Here is an 18,357-nt window from a genome sequence, read left to right as displayed (position 1 = left end):
CGACGATGGCCCAGACGGTCCGCCGTGAACAGATCTCGCCGCTTATGGCGTGCTTACGGGTCAGTCCCGGGGGATGAGGCCGGCGAGGTGGGTGGAGGGTGAGAGGCCGGTTTCGGCGGCCAGCTGTCGGGTGTAGGTGTGGAAATGCCTGATCGCCTCGGTGCGGTTACCTTCGGCCATGTGGGCGCTGATCAAGGCCGCGTGCGCCGTCTCGTGGAGCGGTTCGACCCGGATGGCCGCACACGCCACATCGATCGCGCGGGCGAACAGGCCGCGGGCCGTGAGCAGGGCGCTCAACGTCTCCAGGGCATGGATCCGCAACTGGCGGTACCGCTCGCGCTCGATCAGCAACCACTCCTCGTCCCATCCCGGCAGCAGGTCGGCCTCGAGACGATCCGGTTCGAGTGCAGTGACGACGTCGTGGCGTACGTCGTCGGCGATGAGTTGACGCGCCTGCGTCGACATCTGGTCGTAGTCGACCTCGACGGCATCGTCGAGGCGCACCGAGTCCCGGCACGCGCGGACGATGCCCGGATGGACCCGCCGTACCCGCCACAACGCGGTCCGCAGGTTGGACATGGCACGCTCCGGTGCGGCCGCCGGCCACAGGTGCGTCGCGACCGTGTCCCGGCGCTGCTCGAGACCGGTGACCGCAAGGAAGCCCAGGACCCGCTGACCATTGCTGGGCAGGGCGACCGAACGATTGTTCACCCGTACTGCGAATGCGCCCAGCAGTCTGATGCTGGGTGGTGCGGCGCCCGTCGGCGCATACACAATTGACGTCGTCATACCGACCCCCCGGAGTTTCCGACCTTCTGTCCATATCAGTCGCCCGTCTCCGGACCGTCAATGTTCTGTCGCCGACGACTTCCGGCGATTGACGGCCGAACGACCTCTGCGCAGACGCCGCGACGACATTCCGGCGTACGGCGACCATGCACTGTTGGTCCGCGATGACCGAGCAGCTCTGGCACACGATGATCGTCCGCGTCTGGCGTGACCGCGACGGACTCAAGATCCGTTTCACCGCCGAGGATCGCCATCAGCCACCGCGTCCGGTCGCCGTCGAAGGTTCCGTCGAAGCGGCGTGTGAACGCTTCCATACCTGGCTGGAGACCGTCACTTCGAGCCGGCCCGACGTGGTGCCCGATCCGGTACGACGACGACGTACACAGCACGACGACGGACAGGAGACGGGCGGGCAGACACCCGCTCCCTAGGGTCGCAGAGGACGAGTGATCGGAGTCCCCAATGTCCATGACCGACACAGCGGCCGGACCCTTCACCGGCGGTGGACTGAGCTGGCAGGAACCGGCCGCGATGGAGACCGCCGGTACCGCCTTGGTGTCGCCGTTCTCCGGCGGCGTCGCGGCCGCCGGCGAGTACGACGCCGGACGCGGCGACCTCGAGGCGCTCGTCGGCGAACTCGACGACGAAGGATTCCGCGAGGCGGTCGAGTCGCTCGTCGACGAGGTGGCCGGCCGGTACCTCACGACCGCCGCGCGCTGGCCCGACGACCAGCAGAGCGAAGCCGTGGCGGAGGCCGAGGCCGGAACATTCGTACAGACGCTGGCCGACACCCTCGACCGCGGCCTCGGCGAACTCGAAGCGCGCTACGAGCATCGGCGGGTCGACTCGATCACCGATGACGAGATCGACGCGGTGCTCGGCGAGTACTCCCGCGACCCGGACTCACTCAGCGAGCAACTCTTCGGTGGCCTGATCAAGAAGGCGTTCAACGTCGCCAAGTCGGTCGCCAAAGGCGCGGTCAAGGGATTGACCAAACTCATCCCGATGGGCCCGGTCTTCGCCGTACTGCGCAAGCTCGTGCAGCCACTGCTGAAGCGAGTGCTGGGCAAGGCGATCAACCGGCTTCCCGTCGTACTCCGGGCTCCGGCCAGTCTGCTCGCCAGCAAACTCGGCATCGCGGAAGCAGGAGCCGAAGCAGAGGCCGAGCCGGACCTGAGCGAGGAATTCGACCGCCAGTACGCCGAGTTGCTGTTCGCACCCGGCGACGCTGATCAAACCGAGATGCTCTTCGAGTACGACCAGGAGCTGCCAGGTCCCGCGGAGATCACCGCGCTCGACGACGCACGCGAGACGCTGGCGTACCAGCTCGCCCGCGCCGAGCCCGGACAGCCGCCGACGGCTCAGCTCGAGCAGTTCATTCCGGCGGTCATGGCCGCGATGCCGTTGATCCGGACCGGCGTACGCATCGTCGGTCGTGACCGGATCAAGAACTTCCTGGCGCGTCAGCTCGCCGGTCTCATCCAGGGCTACATCGGCCCGGAGGCGGCGAAGGCGCTGGCGCCACGGATTGCGGACGCGGGCCTGCGGCTGCTCTCGCTCGAGGCGGAATCACCCGAACAGCTCGGCACGGAAGCTCTCGTGAGCACGCTCGAGGAGACCGTCACGCAGGTCCTCAGTCTGCCGCCGGAGGCACTGGAGGAACCGCTCAGGTTCGAGGCGGAAATCCAGGAAGCGCTGGCGTCTGCCGCTGTTCATCACCTCCCTCAGGAACTGCTGCGGGACGACCTGCCCGGCTACGAGACCGATGCCGGCACGGGGCCGTGGATCTCGATGCCCCGCCGGACGAAGCACCGCCGCTACCGTCGATCCGCACGCCGGTACGACGTACAAATCACCCGGCCGCAGGCGAGCAGTGTCGAACTGCCTGGTCCGGAGACTCTCGAGGACCGTCTCCTCGACGCCGGCGTGTCCGCCTGGCCGGTGTCGGCTGAGGTCGAACTCTTCGAATCCATGGTCGGCACCCAGGTCGGCTACCTCGCGGCCGGCGCAGGCGACGACGCCGGCACCGCCGAGTTCGAGGAACTGAGTCCGCGAAACGCCGCGCTGCTGCTCGGCCGACCCGCGCTCGGTACGCGCGCTGTCTTCGGTGGACCGGTGACGCGACGCTACTTCCGGCTGGTCGTGCCGGGCCGGAAGGTCGTCCGCCGCCGTCATCGCGTGTACCTGCGGCTCCGGGCCCAGCAGGCTCAGCCCGAGCTCCGCGTCCACGTGCGACTCGGCGAACGGCTCGCCGCGCAGGTCGCGACGATGCTCGCTCGCAACAACCAGGCCGAGGTCGTCGCTCTGATCGGGCGCCTGCTCGGCCCGAGGGTGCAGGAGCAGGTCGCCAAGCGGCTGGCCGTACTGCTGCGCCGTACCGCGCCGGCAGCCGCCGCAGCTCGTGGCCGGCAACTTGCGACCGCCGTGCTGGAGCAGATCAAGACACACTTGGCGAAGGAGCTGCCGGCTTCCCAGGAGGCGCTGAGCACGGCAGCGAAAGATCCGGCGGCAGGGCTCACTCTGACGTTCGCGTTCTCGTTCGCCGATGCCGCGGCGCTGACCTCGGGCGAGCCCGGCCCTCCCACCCTGACCATCAGGCCAGGTGCCCACAATGACTGAGACGGCATCACGCCGGCAGCTGCAGTCGGAGCTGGCTCACTGGCGCGGCGCGATCGCCCAGCTCGCCGACCTCGACGCCGTCGCAGCTCCGCAGGCGTGGGCCGAGCTCGAGGACTACCTGCGGTTCCGGCTGCGCGAGCGGCTGCTCTCCTCCATCCGGACTCTCGAAGCCGAAGGCGCTGCCTTGGCCGTGCACGTCGACAGCAGCGAGCGGCCGGAGCAAGCCCGGACGGCACTCTTGCAGCTGCGCCAGCGCTACCTCGCGGTGGAGGCCACGGTCGAGTGGTACGGCGACGCCGTACAGCAACGCACCACTCCACGCCTGGGAGCGGTACTGCGGGGGTTGGACACGATCGCGGTCGACGCGATGGAGGCAATCCTGCGGCCGCTCGGTATCGAGACGCCACCGGCGCTGACGTATCCCGACAAGGGCCTCGGCGCAGCCGTCCTCCGAGCCGGTATCCGGCTCTGGGACCGTGGCGGCCTGTCTCCGGTCGCGGCGATCAAGATCACCCGGCACAACCTCGCGCACCCGACCGCCCTCGTGCACGAGACCACCCATCAGGTCGCGCACCTGTGCGGCTGGAACGCCGAGCTGCGCGACGTCCTGCGGTCGGTCGTCGCGCCGCAATCCGTCGTACTGGCAAGCATGTGGAGCACCTGGGCCAGTGAGATCGCCGCCGATGTCGGCGCCTTCGCCCTGGCCGGTTGGTCGCCCGTACCGGCGCTGGCCAACGTGGTGGACGGTACGACGGCCGCGGTGCACCGCGTCAGGCCGGGCGACCCGCACCCGCCGTCCTGGATCCGGGTGATGTTCAACGTGCAGCTGTGCCGGAGCTGGTTCGGTCCGTCGGGACCATGGAGCGACCTGGCCGAAGCCTGGCAGGCCCGGCACGATCCGCGCACCTTGAACGACCCCGACGCCCAGATCGCCGCTGCCAGCATCCCGCTCCTCGCCTCGATCGCCGACGCCTGCACCCGGCGAAGCTACAAGTCCTTCGGCGGCCGGCCGCTCAGTGCCATCGCCGACCCGAATCGCGTGTCGCCCTCAGCACTGCAGGAGCTGCGCCGTACGTCGGCCGACTCGCTCCTCACCTCGACATTCCTGGCCCGGAACGAGTCGTTGCGGATCCTCGCTCTGCTCACCTCCGACCAGCCTCTCGACCCGGCCGCGGCAACGGCCCGTACGGCGCGCCTGCACGACTGGCTCGCCCGTCTGGCCCCACTGCCGCTGCCGAGGGCCGTCTGATCGCTTAGTGCGGAAGGGAAATCATCGTGGCCACAACCGGCGGGACAACGCCCCCGTTCGACGACCTGCTCGCCGCGCTCCGGGCGATCGAGCAGGCCCTCAAGGATCCGAAGTCGCGAGCCCTCGCCACCGAGGTGCCGCTCGACGTCGCCTCCAGCCACCTCGATTACCAGGCGATCCGGGAACTGATGGGCCGCGACCGCCGGCCGCCCGATCCCGCGAACACCTTCGTGTTCACGGCCAGCCGGTCCAGCCGGGCCAACAGCCCGAACTCCGTCATCACGATCTTCGACCCGCCGGCAATCGCCGACAAGCTGGCCGTCTTCACGTCGGCCGTGGCGGCCCCCGAGGTGGTGAACCTCCCGGCCGTCGTCGACCGGCGGAGCGGACGGCGAGGCGGTAGTGGTGGCAGCGGCGGCGGCATTGGTGGCGGCAGTGGCGGTGGAAGCGGCGGTGGAAGCGGCGGTGGAAGCGGCGGTAGTGGTGGCAGCGGCGGCGGCATTGGTGGCGGCAGTGGCGGTGGAAGCGGCGGTGGAAGCGGCGGTGGAAGCGGCGGTAGTGGTGGCAGCGGCGGCGGCATTGGTGGCGGCAGTGGCGGTGGAAGCGGCGGTGGAAGCGGCGGTGGAAGCGGCGGTGGAAGCGGCGGTGGAAGCGGCGGTGGAAGCGGCGGTGGAAGCGGCGGTGGAAGCGGCGGTGGTTATGGCGGCAACTCCGTCGACGTGAACCTGGGTCAGGTGACCAACGACCAGCCCATCGTCCGCCTGGAACTGCGCCGCGACGACGGCTACCCCGTCCGCCTGGGTCCACGCCTGGGCCCGATCTGAGGAATTCGAGAGGACGATCATGTTCCGCAATCTGGCCCGTCTCCTGCCCGCACCCGAGCAACTGTTCGACATCCATCCACTCCAGCTGAGCCGGTGGCTCGACGAGGCCTGGGCGGCGGGCTCGACCGTGCCGGACATCGGCATCGACCCGCCGTCACCCTCGACACCTGCCCTGGGCGACCCGGGCATCATCGCCGCGATCGACCTGCCGCTCCCCTCACCGACCGGCGCGCCGTTCCCGGTTCCGTCGGGCATCACCACCGGCTCGATCGACACGTTCTCCGGGGTGCCGTTCCCGTTCCCGGCTCCGCCGTCAGCGTCCGCACCCGGTCTGATCGCCGACCACCTGATCTACGCCTACCTCCTGGAATGCACGGGGATGCTCGAGATCATGGCCGAGGTCGTACGTCGTTTCGCCGTCGGCGAGACGCTCAATCCGGCCACGCTCGCCTCGACCCGATGGCTGCGGACCACAGAAGAACTCTTCTTCCGCGAACCGCCGCTGTACTCGATCCAGGGCATCGTCAGCGAGATGCGTCCCGACCAGCGGGTGAACCGGCGCAACGCGTACTGGCGGATGTTCGGTCTCGAGCCGCCGCACCCGATCCCGTCCCGCTGGACCCGGCCGGGCATGACGCCGGAGGTGTGGAAGCAGGACGTCGGAGGCGGCGTCAACAGCAGCTTCCGGGAGAAGTGGACCGAGCTGCTGCGTCAGGTCTGGCTCGGCATCGAGAACGCCAACAACGGCGTCGGTCCCAACGCCACCGACCGGGAGTACGTTGCGTTCCTGTGCACCGCATTGCGGGACATGATGGCGATGCGGCGACGTGGCGGGATGCTGGCGCGCGAGGAGTTCGCCTACGTGTCGTACCTCAGCTACTTCCACACCACGCTGGACTCCGACACCCCGATCGTCATCGACCTCGACGCCCGCGGGCCGGGACCCGCCGAGCGACTGGAGAAGATCGCCGCGAAGGTCGGGATGACGCCCGCGGCCAGGTCGCGCGAACTCTTCGACCTGGCCGACCTGATGTCCGGTCTGTTGCGCGCGATCGAGCTCAACGTCTTCTCCACCGGCGCCCAGGCCGAGTTGCTGTACCTCAACCTCGGCACCAACGCGGCGTTGCTGCAGGACGTGAACCGCATCATCGACCTGTGGCAGTCGGCCACCGGTGATCGGGTGAAGGACCGTCCGTCCGGGACCCGGCCGCAGCCACTGCGGCTCCCGAGTCCCGCCTCCCCCGGCGTCCCACCCGCGCCGTCCTCGGGCGTCGTGCCATCCGGTGGTGCCCCCGCGCCGGCCCTCGCGGCGCAGAACGGTCAGGGGTAGCAACCATGCGCTCGCCGTTCGTCACCGAATGGTTCACCCCAGCGGCCGGTCCGCCGGAGTACGAGGTGATCCCTCCGGACGAGCGGGTCCGGATCCGGGACACGCTCCAGGTCCCATTCCGCTGGGTGTGCTCGCTCGACGTCACCCGCGGGAGCACGCTGTTCCGTGGGTCGGGTCTCCTGGTCGGGCCACGCCACGTGCTGACCGCGGCGCACAACATCTACAACGCCCGCGGTGAAAGGCCGGACACCGTGTACGTCGCACCGGCCCGCAACGGCGCCGACCTACCCTTCGGCCGGTTCAAGGCCTCCGGCTTCACGGTGAGCAGCCGCTACCTCCGGCAACCGCGGCCCGGTAGCAGGTTCGACGTAGCGCTCGTCTCTCTGGAACGCGACGCCTCCGCGATCCGGTCCCGCGCGCTCTCCGGCGCTCAGCTCGGTCACTGGGGAAGCTCGGACAACGGCGCTCTCACCGACCTCTCACCCCTGGACAGTGGCTTCCTCAGCGGCCGGCCGGTGACGGTGTGCGGGTTCCCCGGCGACAAGTGCGACGGCGATCCGTGTGATCCGGCGCGAGGGTGGACCCGCGAGCAACAGGCCAACACGATGTGGTCGCACTACGGCAGCGCCAGCTTCAGTGCTGCCCGGCCCGGGATCATCCTCTACACAGCGGACACGTCTCCGGGCCAGAGCGGGTCACCGGTGTGGATCCGCTTCACGAGCGGGCGGCGGTCACTGGTCGGCGTACACGTCGACGCCCAGCGGGTCACCGACGCCACCACCGGCGTGGTCACTGTCACCGCCAACCGTGGGGTCTTCCTCGACAAGGATCTGATGGCCCTGGTCCGTAGCTGGTTGGGGCGATGAGGATGAGCCAGACGTTCGCTTTCGAGGACCCGACGCCCGCGGCTGGCTCGCCGTTCCGGGTGGGCAGCGTGGCTGGCGAGGAATTCGGCGGCTATGCCGAGGCCGAGGTACCGGACCGTGAGCTGGAGCTCTTCGAGTTGTTGCAGGCCCATCTCGAGTCGGAAGCCGGCGACGAACCGGAAGCCCTCGAGTACGACGAGGGGCGGGAGTACGAGGATCCGGAGGCTGCGGCGTACGAGCTTGACGATCCGGAGGCTGCGGAGTACGAGCTTGACGATCCGGAGTACGAGGAGCCTGCTCTCGGCGAGGCCGAGAATCCGGTGGCCAGGTTCTTCCGGCTGCCGATCGACGCGATCGATGCCCTGGGCAAGGGTTCGTACGCCGCGGCCGTCGCACTGCTGGGGACCGCCGGTCATCGCAGCGAGAACGACCTCACCAACGTGATCTTCTACTTCCGGCATCCGGAGGTGCTGGGACGCAAGATCCTCCCGCATGAGCGGGACTTGCAGCGCGATTGGCTCCAGATCAGGAACACCATCGTGCGGCCCATCCTGCAGCGCCGTACGACTCCATCGACCACGCCAGACACCCCGGGACGCATCTCGATCTCCTCGGCCGGCTTGCGCTGGTACGGAACCGACGAAGCGACGCCCGAACTCCTGGCCTTCATGCGAGCCGTCTACGACAAGCAGGTCGCGCTGTCGCAGGGACCGTTCGTCGACACGCTGCCCGAGTCCGCCGTGAAGCGGGTCGAGGGCGGGCATCGGGCGCTCGCAGCAGCCGCCGATGCTGCGATCAGCATGCTCGCGGCGGCCCGCGCCGACCTGGAGAAGGAGGGCCGCACCGACCTCGTCGTCGGCATCACCAGCGCCTACCGCTCGGCCGCCGAGCAGTACGCCATCTGGCAGGGCAAGGGCCAGGGCGGCAAGCGAGGCTTTCCCTACTACTACCGCGAATCCGCGAAGGCCCGGCAGGCCACGGCCGGCGGCGAACACAGCCCGGCCGCCGTACTCCTGCTCGCCAAGCTGATGAAGAAGTACATCGCCGCACCCGGCTACAGCAACCACCAGGACGGCCTGGCCTTCGACCTAGGCATCGCCCAGAAAGGCCGCCCCCTCAAGAAGATCAACACCGCTGCCTGGTTCCACGAATGGCTGGTCAACAACGCCGCCCGCTTCGACTTCCACCCCTACCCCACCGAGGCCTGGCACTGGGTCTACCGCCCAACCCCCACCGGCACCAAGGAATCAGAGTCCTGGCAACCCGACGAGGTACCACCCCAAGACCAATGGTCCGACAACCTCGACCCCGAAGACCCCGAACTCCCCGAACCAGAACTCCCCGACAACCTCGAGCCGGACTGACGAAGGTGACGCCGCGGGAAACTGGTTGGGTTCGTCAGGTGCAGGTGGGGCGGGTTCGTTGGTGGTAGGAGTGGGCGGCGGTGGCCAGGGCGGCTCCCAGGGCGGTGAAGGCGGTGCCGCCGAACAGGATCATGGCGCCTAGGCCGTTGGGTGTGAAGGGCGCGGGATCGGCGTCGGGGGGTGTGATGCCGGCTCGGGCCAGTTCGCGGCTCAGCCAGGACTGGTCGCTCGTCGATGTCGTGGCGGTCCACTCGGTTGCAGTCACGCCGAGCGCGGATCCGCCGAGCATCCAGATGGACTTCACGGTTGCCCAGGGCAACAGGAGGACCAGGAGCAGGTACGCCGTACGCCGGGTCGCCCTCGACGTTCGCGATCGGAAGGCCTTGGCGTCCACCGGCGATCCAGTAGCAGGCCATGGCGCCGTACACCACGGCCCATGCCCGCGCGGCCGTGCCGCCCCACTCCGGCCATCGGCGAAAACGTCCGATCATGCCTTGCAGCATTGCCTCACCACGGCCGCGCGAGATCACCCGCCAGAGGGATCGGCTTCCATCGATCGGGTGACGTGTCGGCTAAGAGGTGGGCGGGCGACGCGTCTGCGTGGCTTGCCGGAGTACTGACCAGGAGTCGGCTACCGGTCCTACGTGGGTGAGCTTGTCGGGGTTGATGACGGTGCGGATGGTCTGGATCCGGCCGGCTTGGATGTCCAGGGTCCAGGTGTTGATGACCTTGCCGTCGCGGTCGCGCAGGATGGCGCCGGGTTGGCCGTTCAGGGCGTGAGGTTCGACCGTGCCGCCGATCTGGGTGAACGGCGCGACCAGGGAGACGAGGAGGCGGGCCACCTTGCCGGCGCCGTTGATGCCGGTGCCCCACTGCGGGGCCTTGCCGCCGCTGTCGCTGACCATGCGTACGTCGGCTGCGAGCAACTCCTGCAGACTGTCGACATCCCCTTCGCTGAACGCGTCGAAGAATCGCGAGGCGAGTACGTCGCGCTCGGCGCGGTCCGCCTCGAACCGCGGCCGGCCCGCATCCATATGACGCCGCGCCCGCACCGCGAGCTGACGGCACGCCGCCTCCGACCGCTCCACCGCCGACGCGATTTCCGGGAAGCCGAACCCGAACACATCCCGCAGTACGAAGACCGCACGCTCGAGCGGACTCAGCCGTTCCAGCAAGAGCAAAGCCGCCATCGACAGCGAGTCGGCCAACTCCGCCGCACGCTCCGGATCCTGGTACGGGTCCGCCAGCAAGGGCTCGGGGAACCACGGCCCGACGTACGTCTCCCGCCGGACGCGGGCCGACCGCAGTACGTCGATCGAGATGCGAGTCACGATCGCGGACAGGAACGCCTTGGTCGAGGCGGGCGTTGTCGGCGAGGATTCCCACCGCAGCCAGGTCTCCTGGACCGCGTCCTCTGCCTCGCTCACGCTGCCGAGGAGCCGGTAGGCGATCGAGAACAGCAACGGTCGCAGCTCTTCGAACTCCTCGGCACGCGTCATGCCAGCTCTGCCTTGAAGCCCTGCCGCCAGGACGGGTAGCGCAGTTCCCAACCGAGCTCCCGCTTGGCCTTGGCGTTGGAGAACCCCCGGCCCTCGGTCATCATCATGACCGCCACGTCCCCGGCCAGCGGGCGGGCGAGCCAGCTGGGGAACCGCATCGGCCGCTTCGCTCCCGCGGACTCGGCCAGGTAGGGCAGCCACACGTTGGCCGGCGCCGGTTCGTCGTCGACGATGTCGAACACACCTTTGGCCTGCTGCTCCACAGCCAGGACTGTAGCGCTCGCCGCGTCGTCGAGATGCACCCACGAGCAATACCCGTCGCCTCCCCCGACGACCGGGAACTGCCGCTTGCGCACGGGCTCGACCAGATCCTCCATAGCACCAGGCCCGTAGAACCAGCCATACCGCAGTACCGCGCCGCCCGCCTTGACCACGACCTCCTCGACGTGACCGATCGCCGCCATTCCGGGCTCGGCCGGCGTGCCCGTCATCGGGTCCACCGGGTCCTGCTCGGTCTTGACCCAGCCGCCGGTACGGATGCCGTTCCAGGCGCCGTACCCCTGCGCCACGAAGTTGGTCACGCCAGTCGCCTCGGCGGCCGCGAGCAGGTGATCCGTCCCCTCGGTCCGCAGCCGGTTCGTACCGGCGAACCACCGATCCATGTGCTTCATGTCCGGCTTGCCCGCGTGGGCCACGGAGATGGCGGTCATCTGATGCACGATCGCCTCGGGCCGAGCTTTGGCCACCGCCTCTCCGACCGACGCGGCGTCCAGCCCATCCATCACGACGGCCTCGGCGCCGAGCTTCTCCAGCAGGTCCAACTTGCTGGAGCTCGTGGTGGTAGCCGTCACCTGGTGTCCCCGCGCCAGCAACTGCGGCACCAGCCGCCGCCCGAGCACTCCGGTTCCACCTGCCACGAACACCCGCATGATCATCACCTTTCCGCTTTCAAGACTGTTCCTACGAGCCCGAGACGAGACAGTCCGGCCGCCTGTGACATGCCGCGTGGCGTGGCGCTCGTCACGTCCCCCGAGCTGTCACAGGGATCGATGCCGTCGGCATCTGGTGGTCGTTCAGAACCCCGAAGGAACGGAACTCACCATGAGCAAGGTTTGGTTCGTCACCGGTTCGTCGCGCGGCCTGGGCCGCAGCTTCGTCGAAGCCGCGCTGTCCCGTGGCGACAAGGTGGCCGCGACCGCGCGGAAGGTCGAAGCGCTCCATGACCTGGTCGTCAAGTACGGCGACGCAGTACTCCCACTCGAGCTGGACGTGACCAGCAAGGCCGCGGCCGTCGAGAGCGTGGAGCAGACACGGCAGCACTTCGGCCGGCTCGACGTGATTGTCAACAATGCGGGCTACGGCTTGTCCGGTGCCGTCGAGGAACTGACCGAGCAACAGCTGCGCGACCAGTTCGAGACCAACTTCTTCGGCGCGGTGTGGGTCGTCCAGGCCGCGATCCCCCACCTGCGCGAGCAAGGCGGCGGACACCTCATCCAGATCTCCTCGGTCGCCGGCGTCTCCGGCTTCCCGCTCGGCGCGGCGTACTGCGCCTCCAAGTGGGCGCTCGAAGGCCTGAGCGAATCCCTCGCCCAGGAAGTCGCCGGCTTCGGCATCAAGGTGACCCTGGTCGAGCCCGGCGGCTACGCCACCGAAGGCAACGCCGGCGCCGACCACGCCCAGCCCGATCCGCGGTACGACGATCTGCGCGACACCTTCGCGGCGTACGCGAAGACCCTCGACCTCGGCGACCCCGCAGCCGCCGGCCAGGCAATCCTCAAACTCGCCGACGCCGACAACCCGCCCCTACGCGTCTTCTTCGGCAACCAGGGCCACCCGATCGCCCAACAGCTCTACGCCGACCGCCTCAAGACCTGGTCCGCCTGGCAAGACCTCGCCCTGGAAGCCCATGGTCGTACCCCCTGAGGGGTGTGCCAACTGACCCCGTTGGGAGGACGTACGCCGTACCGCTGCACGCCTACCGTCCTTGCATCAGACGCAAGGAGGGGCCATGCAGACAACGACAAGCACGACACAGACCCGGGTGCCCGCGATCCCGCAGTACTCACGCGGCATGGTGCTGGCCGTCTGGGCCGCGGCCGCGGTACCGATGGCCGCCCTGGCCTGGGTGGTGGCACCGTCGATCGCGGGCGACGGCGCGTCCTCCAGGCGGTTCTTCATCACGCTGCTGTCGGCACTGACGGTCGGACTGCTGTGGCAAGCAGTTCTCGTCGTGATCCTGGTGATGCGCGAACGACGTGACCCGTCGTGGACCAACGTCCGTGACCGCCTGTGGCTACGCCCACCACAGACAGCATCGAGGCGCGGCGGCCGGCTGTGGTGGTGGGTCGTGGTCTTCACCCTGGCCCTCGCAGCGTTGGACATGCTGCCGTTCGGGCCGAGCGGGCCTGTCGGGCGGAACTTCGGTCACTTCCTCGAGTCCGATGCCGGGCAGGCGACGTTCCATCACGCGTGGTGGCTGTACGCACTGGTCGCGTTCGAACTGTTCCTGAACACGGTCATCGGCGAGGAGTTGCTGTTCCGCGGGCTCCTCCTGCCGAGAATGGGCAAGGCGTTCGGGCGGGCGGACTGGATCGTCAACAGCGTGCTGTTCGGCTTCTACCACCTGCACGAGCCGTGGGTCATCCCGAACGCCATCGCAACCGGGTTCCTCACCGCGGGACCGACCAAGAGATATCGCAGCGCACTGATGGGAATCGCCATCCACTCGGTAGAGTCGGTGTTCTTCCTGGTGGTGTTGCTGCCCATGGTGATCAGCTAGCCGAGGGGTGCCATGAACCCCTCTCGATCGATGGTCCGGCGTCTCGCCCGCCCCCGTGCGGTCCCGGCGCCGGCCGTCGACGCGGCCATCGCCATCGTCTTCCTCGCGGTGGTCGTGGTCGATCGGACCCAGGAACCTGTCGACGGCGGGGCGGCCATGGTTGTGCTGTCCGTCGTCCTCACGCTGATGATCGCGGGCGGTCTCGTCGTACGACGTTCCTTCCCGCTGGCCGGGTTCGTCGCCGGCACGGTGGGGTTGTCGGTCGAGGCGCTGGCCGGCATCAGCAGCGCGGTGTCGCCGTACGCCAATCTGATCGGGATCTACTCGCTCGGCCTGTACGCCACGAAGCGGCGCGCCCTCCTCGGACCTCCGATGGCTCTGGTCGGTACGGCGCTCTACTTCGCCGGCAACCGTGATGCCGCGGCTCTTGAAGGACTGGGCGTGCTGTTCTCCTGGATCGCTACCTGGGCGGTCGGCTACAGCAATGCCCGGCGGCGTGAGGAGCAGGAGCGTGCCCGGCGTGCGACCCGGCAGCAGGCGATCGCCGAGGAACAGATCCGGGTGGCGCGGGAACTCCACGACGTGGTTGGCCACACGGTGAACCTGCTCATCGTCCAAGCCGGCGCGGCCAGGCTGCTGCTGGACACCGACCCGGCCAAGGCCCGCGAACTCCTGACCGGGATGGAGCAGACCGGCCGGGAGTCGCTCGCGGATCTGGACCAGGCGCTCGGCAACCTGCGCCCGGCGTCGCATCCTGCCCCCGGTCTGGCACAGATCCCCGAGCTGGTGCACCGGCTCACCGACGCCCGGGTCCGGGTGGTTCTGAGTCTCGACCCAGCGTTGCAACTCCCCCGCACGCTGGATCTGTCGGCCTACCGGATCGTCCAGGAGGGACTGACGAACGTCCTCAAGCACGCTGCCCCGTGCGCCGCGACCGTCGACGTCCATCGGGACGGTGACGCCGTGGTGGTCGAGATCGCGGACGACGGGCCGGGGCCACCCGACCAGCATGTGCCGGGGCGCGGCCTCCTGGGGATTGCGGAGCGGGTCTCGCTCTGCGGCGGCGTGCTCGAACAGGGCCGCGGTCCGGGGCGCGGGTTCGCCTTGAGGGCGGTGCTTCCGCTGCCATGACGATCCGGGTACTGCTCGCCGACGACGATGCGCTGCTCCGCGCGGGACTGGCCGTCGTACTGGGAACCGCGCCGGACCTTGACGTGATCGCCGAGGCCGAGGACGGGTTACAGGCAGTCGAACTCTGCCGCGAGCACGCACCGGACGTCGTACTGATGGACGTCCGCATGCCCGGCATCGACGGCATCGAGGCCACCCGACGCCTGGTCGCGACCAGGCCTGACTCCCGGATCCTGATCCTGACGACCTTCCAGTACGACGAATACGTGTGGGGCGCACTGCGCGCCGGAGCCAGCGGCTTCCTGCTCAAACGCACCTCGCCGGAACGCCTCATCGACGCCGTCCGCACCATCGCCGCCGGCGAGGCCCTCCTCGACCCCGCCGTCACCCGAGACCTCATTCACCGCTTCGTCTCAGGCGAACCCGGGACCTCTGCCGAGGCTGAAGTCCTCACAGTCCTGACCGACCGAGAACAACAGGTCCTCGCCTTGGTCGCCGACGGTCTCTCCAACGACGAGATCGCCGACCTGCTGGTGATCGCCGAATCCACCACCAAGACCCACGTCAAACGAATCCTCGCCAAGATCGGCGCCCGAGACCGAGCCCAAGCCGTAGTCTTCGCCTACCGCAGCGGCCTCGTCACCCAGGATCATCCCCGCACCTGAAGGCCGGGCAGTACGTCGAAGGGGAGGCCGCTGGAATCGGATTGGCAGATGGATTGGAGTTGGGTGTAGAGGGTGGTGACTGTCTCGGGTTGGGTGGACCAGAGGTTGGTGGATTCGGTGGGGTCGGTGGAGAGGTCGTAGAGCTGGCCGTCGGGGTGGTCGGCGTCCCAGGCGGGGTTGGCGTGGGCCTTGCCGGAGCCGGCGCTGAACAGGGCGCTGATCGACGGCTCCGAGAAGCCGCCGCCGGAGCCTGGTGCGAAGATCGCCTTCCATCGGCCGGAGCGGATCGCGAAGCGGCCGCCGAGGCTGTGGTGGACCACCGGCCGGTCCATCGGCAGCGACTCGCCTCGGGTCAGTGCGCCGAGCAGGTCCTGACCGTCCTCGGCAGCTCCGTCCGGCAGCGGCGTGCCGGCTGCGCTCGCGACGGTCGGCAGGACATCGGTCAGGCAGATCGGGGCCTCGAGCAACGAACCCGCAGCGATCTGCCCCGGCCAGAAGGCGATGAACGGCTCGCGATGCCCGCCGTCCCACAGATCGCCCTTCTGGCCGCGCCAGTCACCGTTGGGACGGTGCTGCGACATGTCGCCGTCGTCGTCGAAGATCATCGGGGCGCCGTTGTCGCTGGTGACGACGACCAGCGTGTTCTCGGTCTCGCCGCGCTCGGCGATCGCCTGCAGGACTTCACCAACAGCCCAGTCGACCAAACAGACAGCATCCGCCCGATCCCCCAAACCGGAACGACCACGGATGAAGTCCGGTGGCACACACGGCCGGTGCGGTGCCGAGGGCGCGAGATAGCACAAGTACGGCGTACCAGGCTCAATCCCCCGCAGCCAATCAACAGCCTCGCCCACGAATCGTACGTCGGCCTCGTCCTCGCGCCAGCCGTCAACCTGCAGCCCGGGCCGCTGCTCAGTCAGATAGACCTCCTTCTCCCGATCGGGCACCCCGACCGTCCGATCGTCGGAGATGAAGGCGTACGGCGGCATGTCCAGCGACCCCGCGATCCCGAAGAACCGGTCGAACCCGAGCTCGGTCGGTCCGCCAGTCACCGCAGCCGTGTAGTCGATATCGCGTCCGAAGTCGGTCTCGACGTCGTCATGCAACACCGCACCGGGCGCGAACGCATCCCGGACCGACCCGTCACGATGTCGCCAGCCGAGCCCCAGGTGCCACTTGCCGAAGGCACCAGTCGTGTAACCGGCATCGCGCAGAACACTGGCCATCGTCGGCCGATCCGGTTCGATCAGTGCGGGACCGTGTCCCATCAGTACGAAGTTCTTCAGCGGCCCACGCCACGCATAGCGCCCGGTCATCAGCGCGTACCGACTCGGCGTACAGACCGCGGATGCCGAGTGACAGTCGGTGAGCCGAGCGCCCCCGGCAGCGAGCCGGTCGATGTTCGGCGTCGGGATGGCCGACCCGTAGCAGCCCAGGTCTCCCCACCCCATGTCATCGGCCAGTACGACGACCACGTTCGGTCTCACGGAGTTCCTCTCATCGATGCGAGCAGGGGGCGTGCGCGCTCTTCACGATCCGGACCTGATCGGTCGTCGCCGGATCGATCTGGAAGTTGCCGTCGGCAGCGTTCGCCACACACGTGCCGTTCATGGCCACGTTCATCAGCGTCACGTCAGAGACCCGGTGATCCGGATCGCCGCCGGTGAAGACGTTCGGCATCGTGAACGGCGTCTGGGCGGTGATGTCGCGGAACACCAGGCCGGAGATCTGCCCGAAGCCGAGCGCCGGGTCGTACCACTTCGGGTGCTTCTCCAAGATGATGTAGAACAGCCGCCAGTTCGCGTCCTCGACCCGGATGTCCTCGAACAGGAACCTCTGCAGGTGCCCGGGAGTGGCGTGCCGGGCGCGGAAGATCGCCTGCGGCGAGAGCCAGTAGTGCTCGGCGTGAATGACGTCATTGTCGTAGACATGGAAGTCGGCCTGGTCGGTGAGGATGTTCCAGCTGATCATGAACGGCGCACCGTTCTCGAGCTGCCACACCACGTTGTCCCGGATCACCGAGTCGCCGGTCATCGGCTTCAGCGCGTCGTCGTTCACCTTGCAGAAGTTGCCTTCCACCAGGCTCGCCGTACCTGCCCAGATGCAGTCGGTGCTGTACCACCAGCTCATCACCTTCAAGTTGTGCACGGTGATGTGGTCGCCCAGCACTCGCACGTTGAAGCGCGGGCCGTTGACGAAGGTCAGTCCGTCGACCACCACGTTGCTCGAGTTCGATGACCCCGTCGAGCAGGCCGCGTGTGGAGGCTGGCCAGGATCGTGACAGTCGATGTCGATCAACCCGGGCCGGCTCTTGTTCGAGTCCTGGTCACCGGTGTCGAGGTACGTCCCGTCGATGACGCCACGGCCACGGATCACCACGTTGTGAACGCCTAGACCCTTGAACGTCCCCTGCACCCATGCTCCGCCCGCGATGTACACGGTCTGGTTCGAGTGCAACTGCACCGTGCCGAGCTGATGCAGTCCGGGACCGAGGTACAACACGTTCGGGTCGCTGGCCGGTGGTACGTCGACCTCCGGCGGGTTCGCGAACACCAGCATCGGATGCAGCACCGGGTTGGTCGTGTTCGGGGTGAACTCCACCGAGACGTTGGCGGCCGCGGTGAGGGCAAAGGAGCAGGTCCCATCAGCGAAGTGCGTGCGGATCCGAGCCGACTCAGGCCGCACGAGGCAACCAGTCGCCGTGCCGGACAGCTTGTGCACTCGCACCGCCACCGGCCCGGCGAACGAGAACGACGTCCAGGACGTGTCCTTCTCCAGGTTGGTGTCGGTCTTCCGCGCCGCGACCTGGTAGACGAACGAGCTCGTACTCCGCCCCCGCTGGCCGAGCGTGACGGAGTACTGATCCGAGACCGGACTGCCGGGCGCCGGCGGGTACGTCGTCAGCTGCGGCGGTGCGTGGTGGTCGGACTCGATCGACCCATAAGGCAGCTTGGCGCGTTCGCGGGCCAGGTCGCGCAGCATGTCGTCGGTGGTCCGAGTGATCTGATCCGCGAGCTGTTCGACCTGCGGCAGCGGGCCGTCGATCGCCTGGGTGCCACCACCTTGGTCGTACTCCGTTCCGACGTACTGCGGACCGGGATTGGCGGCGCCGGCGGGCGCGGCCGCGATCAACCCCGCGACCGAGACGAGCGCGGCGACCACACGTGCGAGCTTCATCATGCCTCACCTCTCGACGATGTCAGCCGAAGCGACGCTGTCAGCCAGAGCGACGCTGTCAGCCA

At 68.4% G+C, this 18,357-nt stretch carries 17 protein-coding genes; 11 read left to right on the top strand and 6 right to left on the bottom strand.

Features of this window, described 5'->3' with window-relative positions; all coding sequences use genetic code 11:
• Window positions 1-60: 60 nt before the first annotated feature.
• On the bottom strand, window positions 61-789 hold the full coding sequence (locus E0H73_RS12695) for an AfsR/SARP family transcriptional regulator (protein WP_131354198.1): 729 nt from the start codon (window positions 787-789) through the stop codon (window positions 61-63).
• Window positions 790-953: 164 nt separating this feature from the next.
• Here E0H73_RS12695 and E0H73_RS12690 point away from each other — a divergent pair, with 164 nt between their 5' ends.
• Genes E0H73_RS12690 through E0H73_RS47940 form a run of 7 tightly spaced genes read left to right on the top strand, consistent with a single transcriptional unit; the run spans window position 954 to window position 9,041 of the window.
• The gene (locus E0H73_RS12690) at window positions 954-1,220 is read left to right on the top strand and encodes a hypothetical protein (RefSeq protein WP_131354196.1); all 267 of its coding nucleotides are present in this window, start codon (window positions 954-956) and stop codon (window positions 1,218-1,220) included.
• A 37-nt stretch (window positions 1,221-1,257) separates the two neighbouring features.
• On the top strand, window positions 1,258-3,408 hold the full coding sequence (locus E0H73_RS12685; protein ID WP_165555622.1) for a hypothetical protein: 2,151 nt from the start codon (window positions 1,258-1,260) through the stop codon (window positions 3,406-3,408).
• Entirely contained in the window at window positions 3,401-4,657 is a 1,257-nt protein-coding gene (locus E0H73_RS12680; RefSeq protein WP_131354192.1) for a hypothetical protein, read from the top strand. Before E0H73_RS12685 ends, E0H73_RS12680 begins: the two co-directional genes overlap by 8 nt.
• 26 nt (window positions 4,658-4,683) lie before the next feature.
• Window positions 4,684-5,481: a hypothetical protein gene (locus E0H73_RS46555; RefSeq protein WP_131354190.1), complete on the top strand. Its 798-nt coding sequence runs from the start codon at window positions 4,684-4,686 to the stop codon at window positions 5,479-5,481.
• Between the two features lie 19 nt (window positions 5,482-5,500).
• Window positions 5,501-6,811, top strand: coding sequence for a hypothetical protein (locus tag E0H73_RS12670; RefSeq protein ID WP_131354188.1), 1,311 nt, complete (start codon window positions 5,501-5,503; stop codon window positions 6,809-6,811).
• Between the two features lie 5 nt (window positions 6,812-6,816).
• A complete protein-coding gene (locus tag E0H73_RS12665; protein ID WP_131354186.1) occupies window positions 6,817-7,677 on the top strand; it encodes a trypsin-like serine peptidase in 861 nt (286 codons plus the stop codon).
• Window positions 7,678-7,679: 2 nt separating this feature from the next.
• Window positions 7,680-9,041 (top strand): M15 family metallopeptidase, encoded by a 1,362-nt coding sequence (locus tag E0H73_RS47940; protein ID WP_131354184.1) that lies wholly within the window; start codon window positions 7,680-7,682, stop codon window positions 9,039-9,041.
• Window positions 9,042-9,075: 34 nt separating this feature from the next.
• Here E0H73_RS47940 and E0H73_RS12655 read toward each other — a convergent pair whose 3' ends face one another.
• The 3 genes from E0H73_RS12655 to E0H73_RS12645 form a co-directional block, all read right to left on the bottom strand.
• Window positions 9,076-9,435 carry a hypothetical protein gene (locus tag E0H73_RS12655; protein ID WP_131354182.1) on the bottom strand — a complete coding sequence of 120 codons (360 nt, stop codon included), beginning with the start codon at window positions 9,433-9,435 and terminating at the stop codon, window positions 9,076-9,078.
• Window positions 9,436-9,613: 178 nt separating this feature from the next.
• Window positions 9,614-10,540, bottom strand: a complete 927-nt coding sequence (locus tag E0H73_RS12650; protein ID WP_131354180.1) for an RNA polymerase sigma-70 factor — start codon at window positions 10,538-10,540, stop codon at window positions 9,614-9,616.
• Complete coding sequence (locus E0H73_RS12645; RefSeq protein ID WP_131354178.1) at window positions 10,537-11,469, bottom strand: NAD-dependent epimerase/dehydratase family protein; 933 nt, start codon at window positions 11,467-11,469, stop codon at window positions 10,537-10,539. The genes E0H73_RS12650 and E0H73_RS12645 overlap by 4 nt, the downstream gene beginning before the upstream one ends.
• Window positions 11,470-11,641: 172 nt before the next feature.
• Here E0H73_RS12645 and E0H73_RS12640 point away from each other — a divergent pair, with 172 nt between their 5' ends.
• From E0H73_RS12640 to E0H73_RS12625, 4 genes are all read left to right on the top strand, one after another.
• Complete coding sequence (locus tag E0H73_RS12640; RefSeq protein ID WP_131354176.1) at window positions 11,642-12,463, top strand: SDR family NAD(P)-dependent oxidoreductase; 822 nt, start codon at window positions 11,642-11,644, stop codon at window positions 12,461-12,463.
• 85 nt (window positions 12,464-12,548) lie between these two features.
• Window positions 12,549-13,319, top strand: a complete 771-nt coding sequence (locus E0H73_RS12635) for a CPBP family intramembrane glutamic endopeptidase (RefSeq protein ID WP_131354174.1) — start codon at window positions 12,549-12,551, stop codon at window positions 13,317-13,319.
• Window positions 13,320-13,331: 12 nt separating this feature from the next.
• Entirely contained in the window at window positions 13,332-14,450 is a 1,119-nt protein-coding gene (locus E0H73_RS12630) for a sensor histidine kinase (RefSeq protein ID WP_131354172.1), read from the top strand.
• Window positions 14,447-15,115 carry a response regulator gene (locus tag E0H73_RS12625; protein WP_131354170.1) on the top strand — a complete coding sequence of 223 codons (669 nt, stop codon included), beginning with the start codon at window positions 14,447-14,449 and terminating at the stop codon, window positions 15,113-15,115. Before E0H73_RS12630 ends, E0H73_RS12625 begins: the two co-directional genes overlap by 4 nt.
• Here the strand turns inward: E0H73_RS12625 and E0H73_RS12620 are convergent.
• Both E0H73_RS12620 and E0H73_RS12615 read right to left on the bottom strand, forming a co-directional pair.
• Window positions 15,100-16,602 (bottom strand): sulfatase family protein, encoded by a 1,503-nt coding sequence (locus E0H73_RS12620; RefSeq protein WP_131354168.1) that lies wholly within the window; start codon window positions 16,600-16,602, stop codon window positions 15,100-15,102. The two genes, E0H73_RS12625 and E0H73_RS12620, sit on opposite strands and share 16 nt — an antisense overlap.
• Before the next feature lie 10 nt (window positions 16,603-16,612).
• Window positions 16,613-18,292 (bottom strand): glycoside hydrolase family protein, encoded by a 1,680-nt coding sequence (locus E0H73_RS12615; RefSeq protein WP_165555620.1) that lies wholly within the window; start codon window positions 18,290-18,292, stop codon window positions 16,613-16,615.
• Between the last annotated feature and the right edge of the window lie 65 nt (window positions 18,293-18,357).

This window comes from Kribbella pittospori (assembly GCF_004331465.1).
GTDB classification, from domain to species: Bacteria; Actinomycetota; Actinomycetes; order Propionibacteriales; family Kribbellaceae; genus Kribbella; species Kribbella pittospori.
This window is presented reverse-complemented; position numbering and strand designations above follow the sequence as displayed.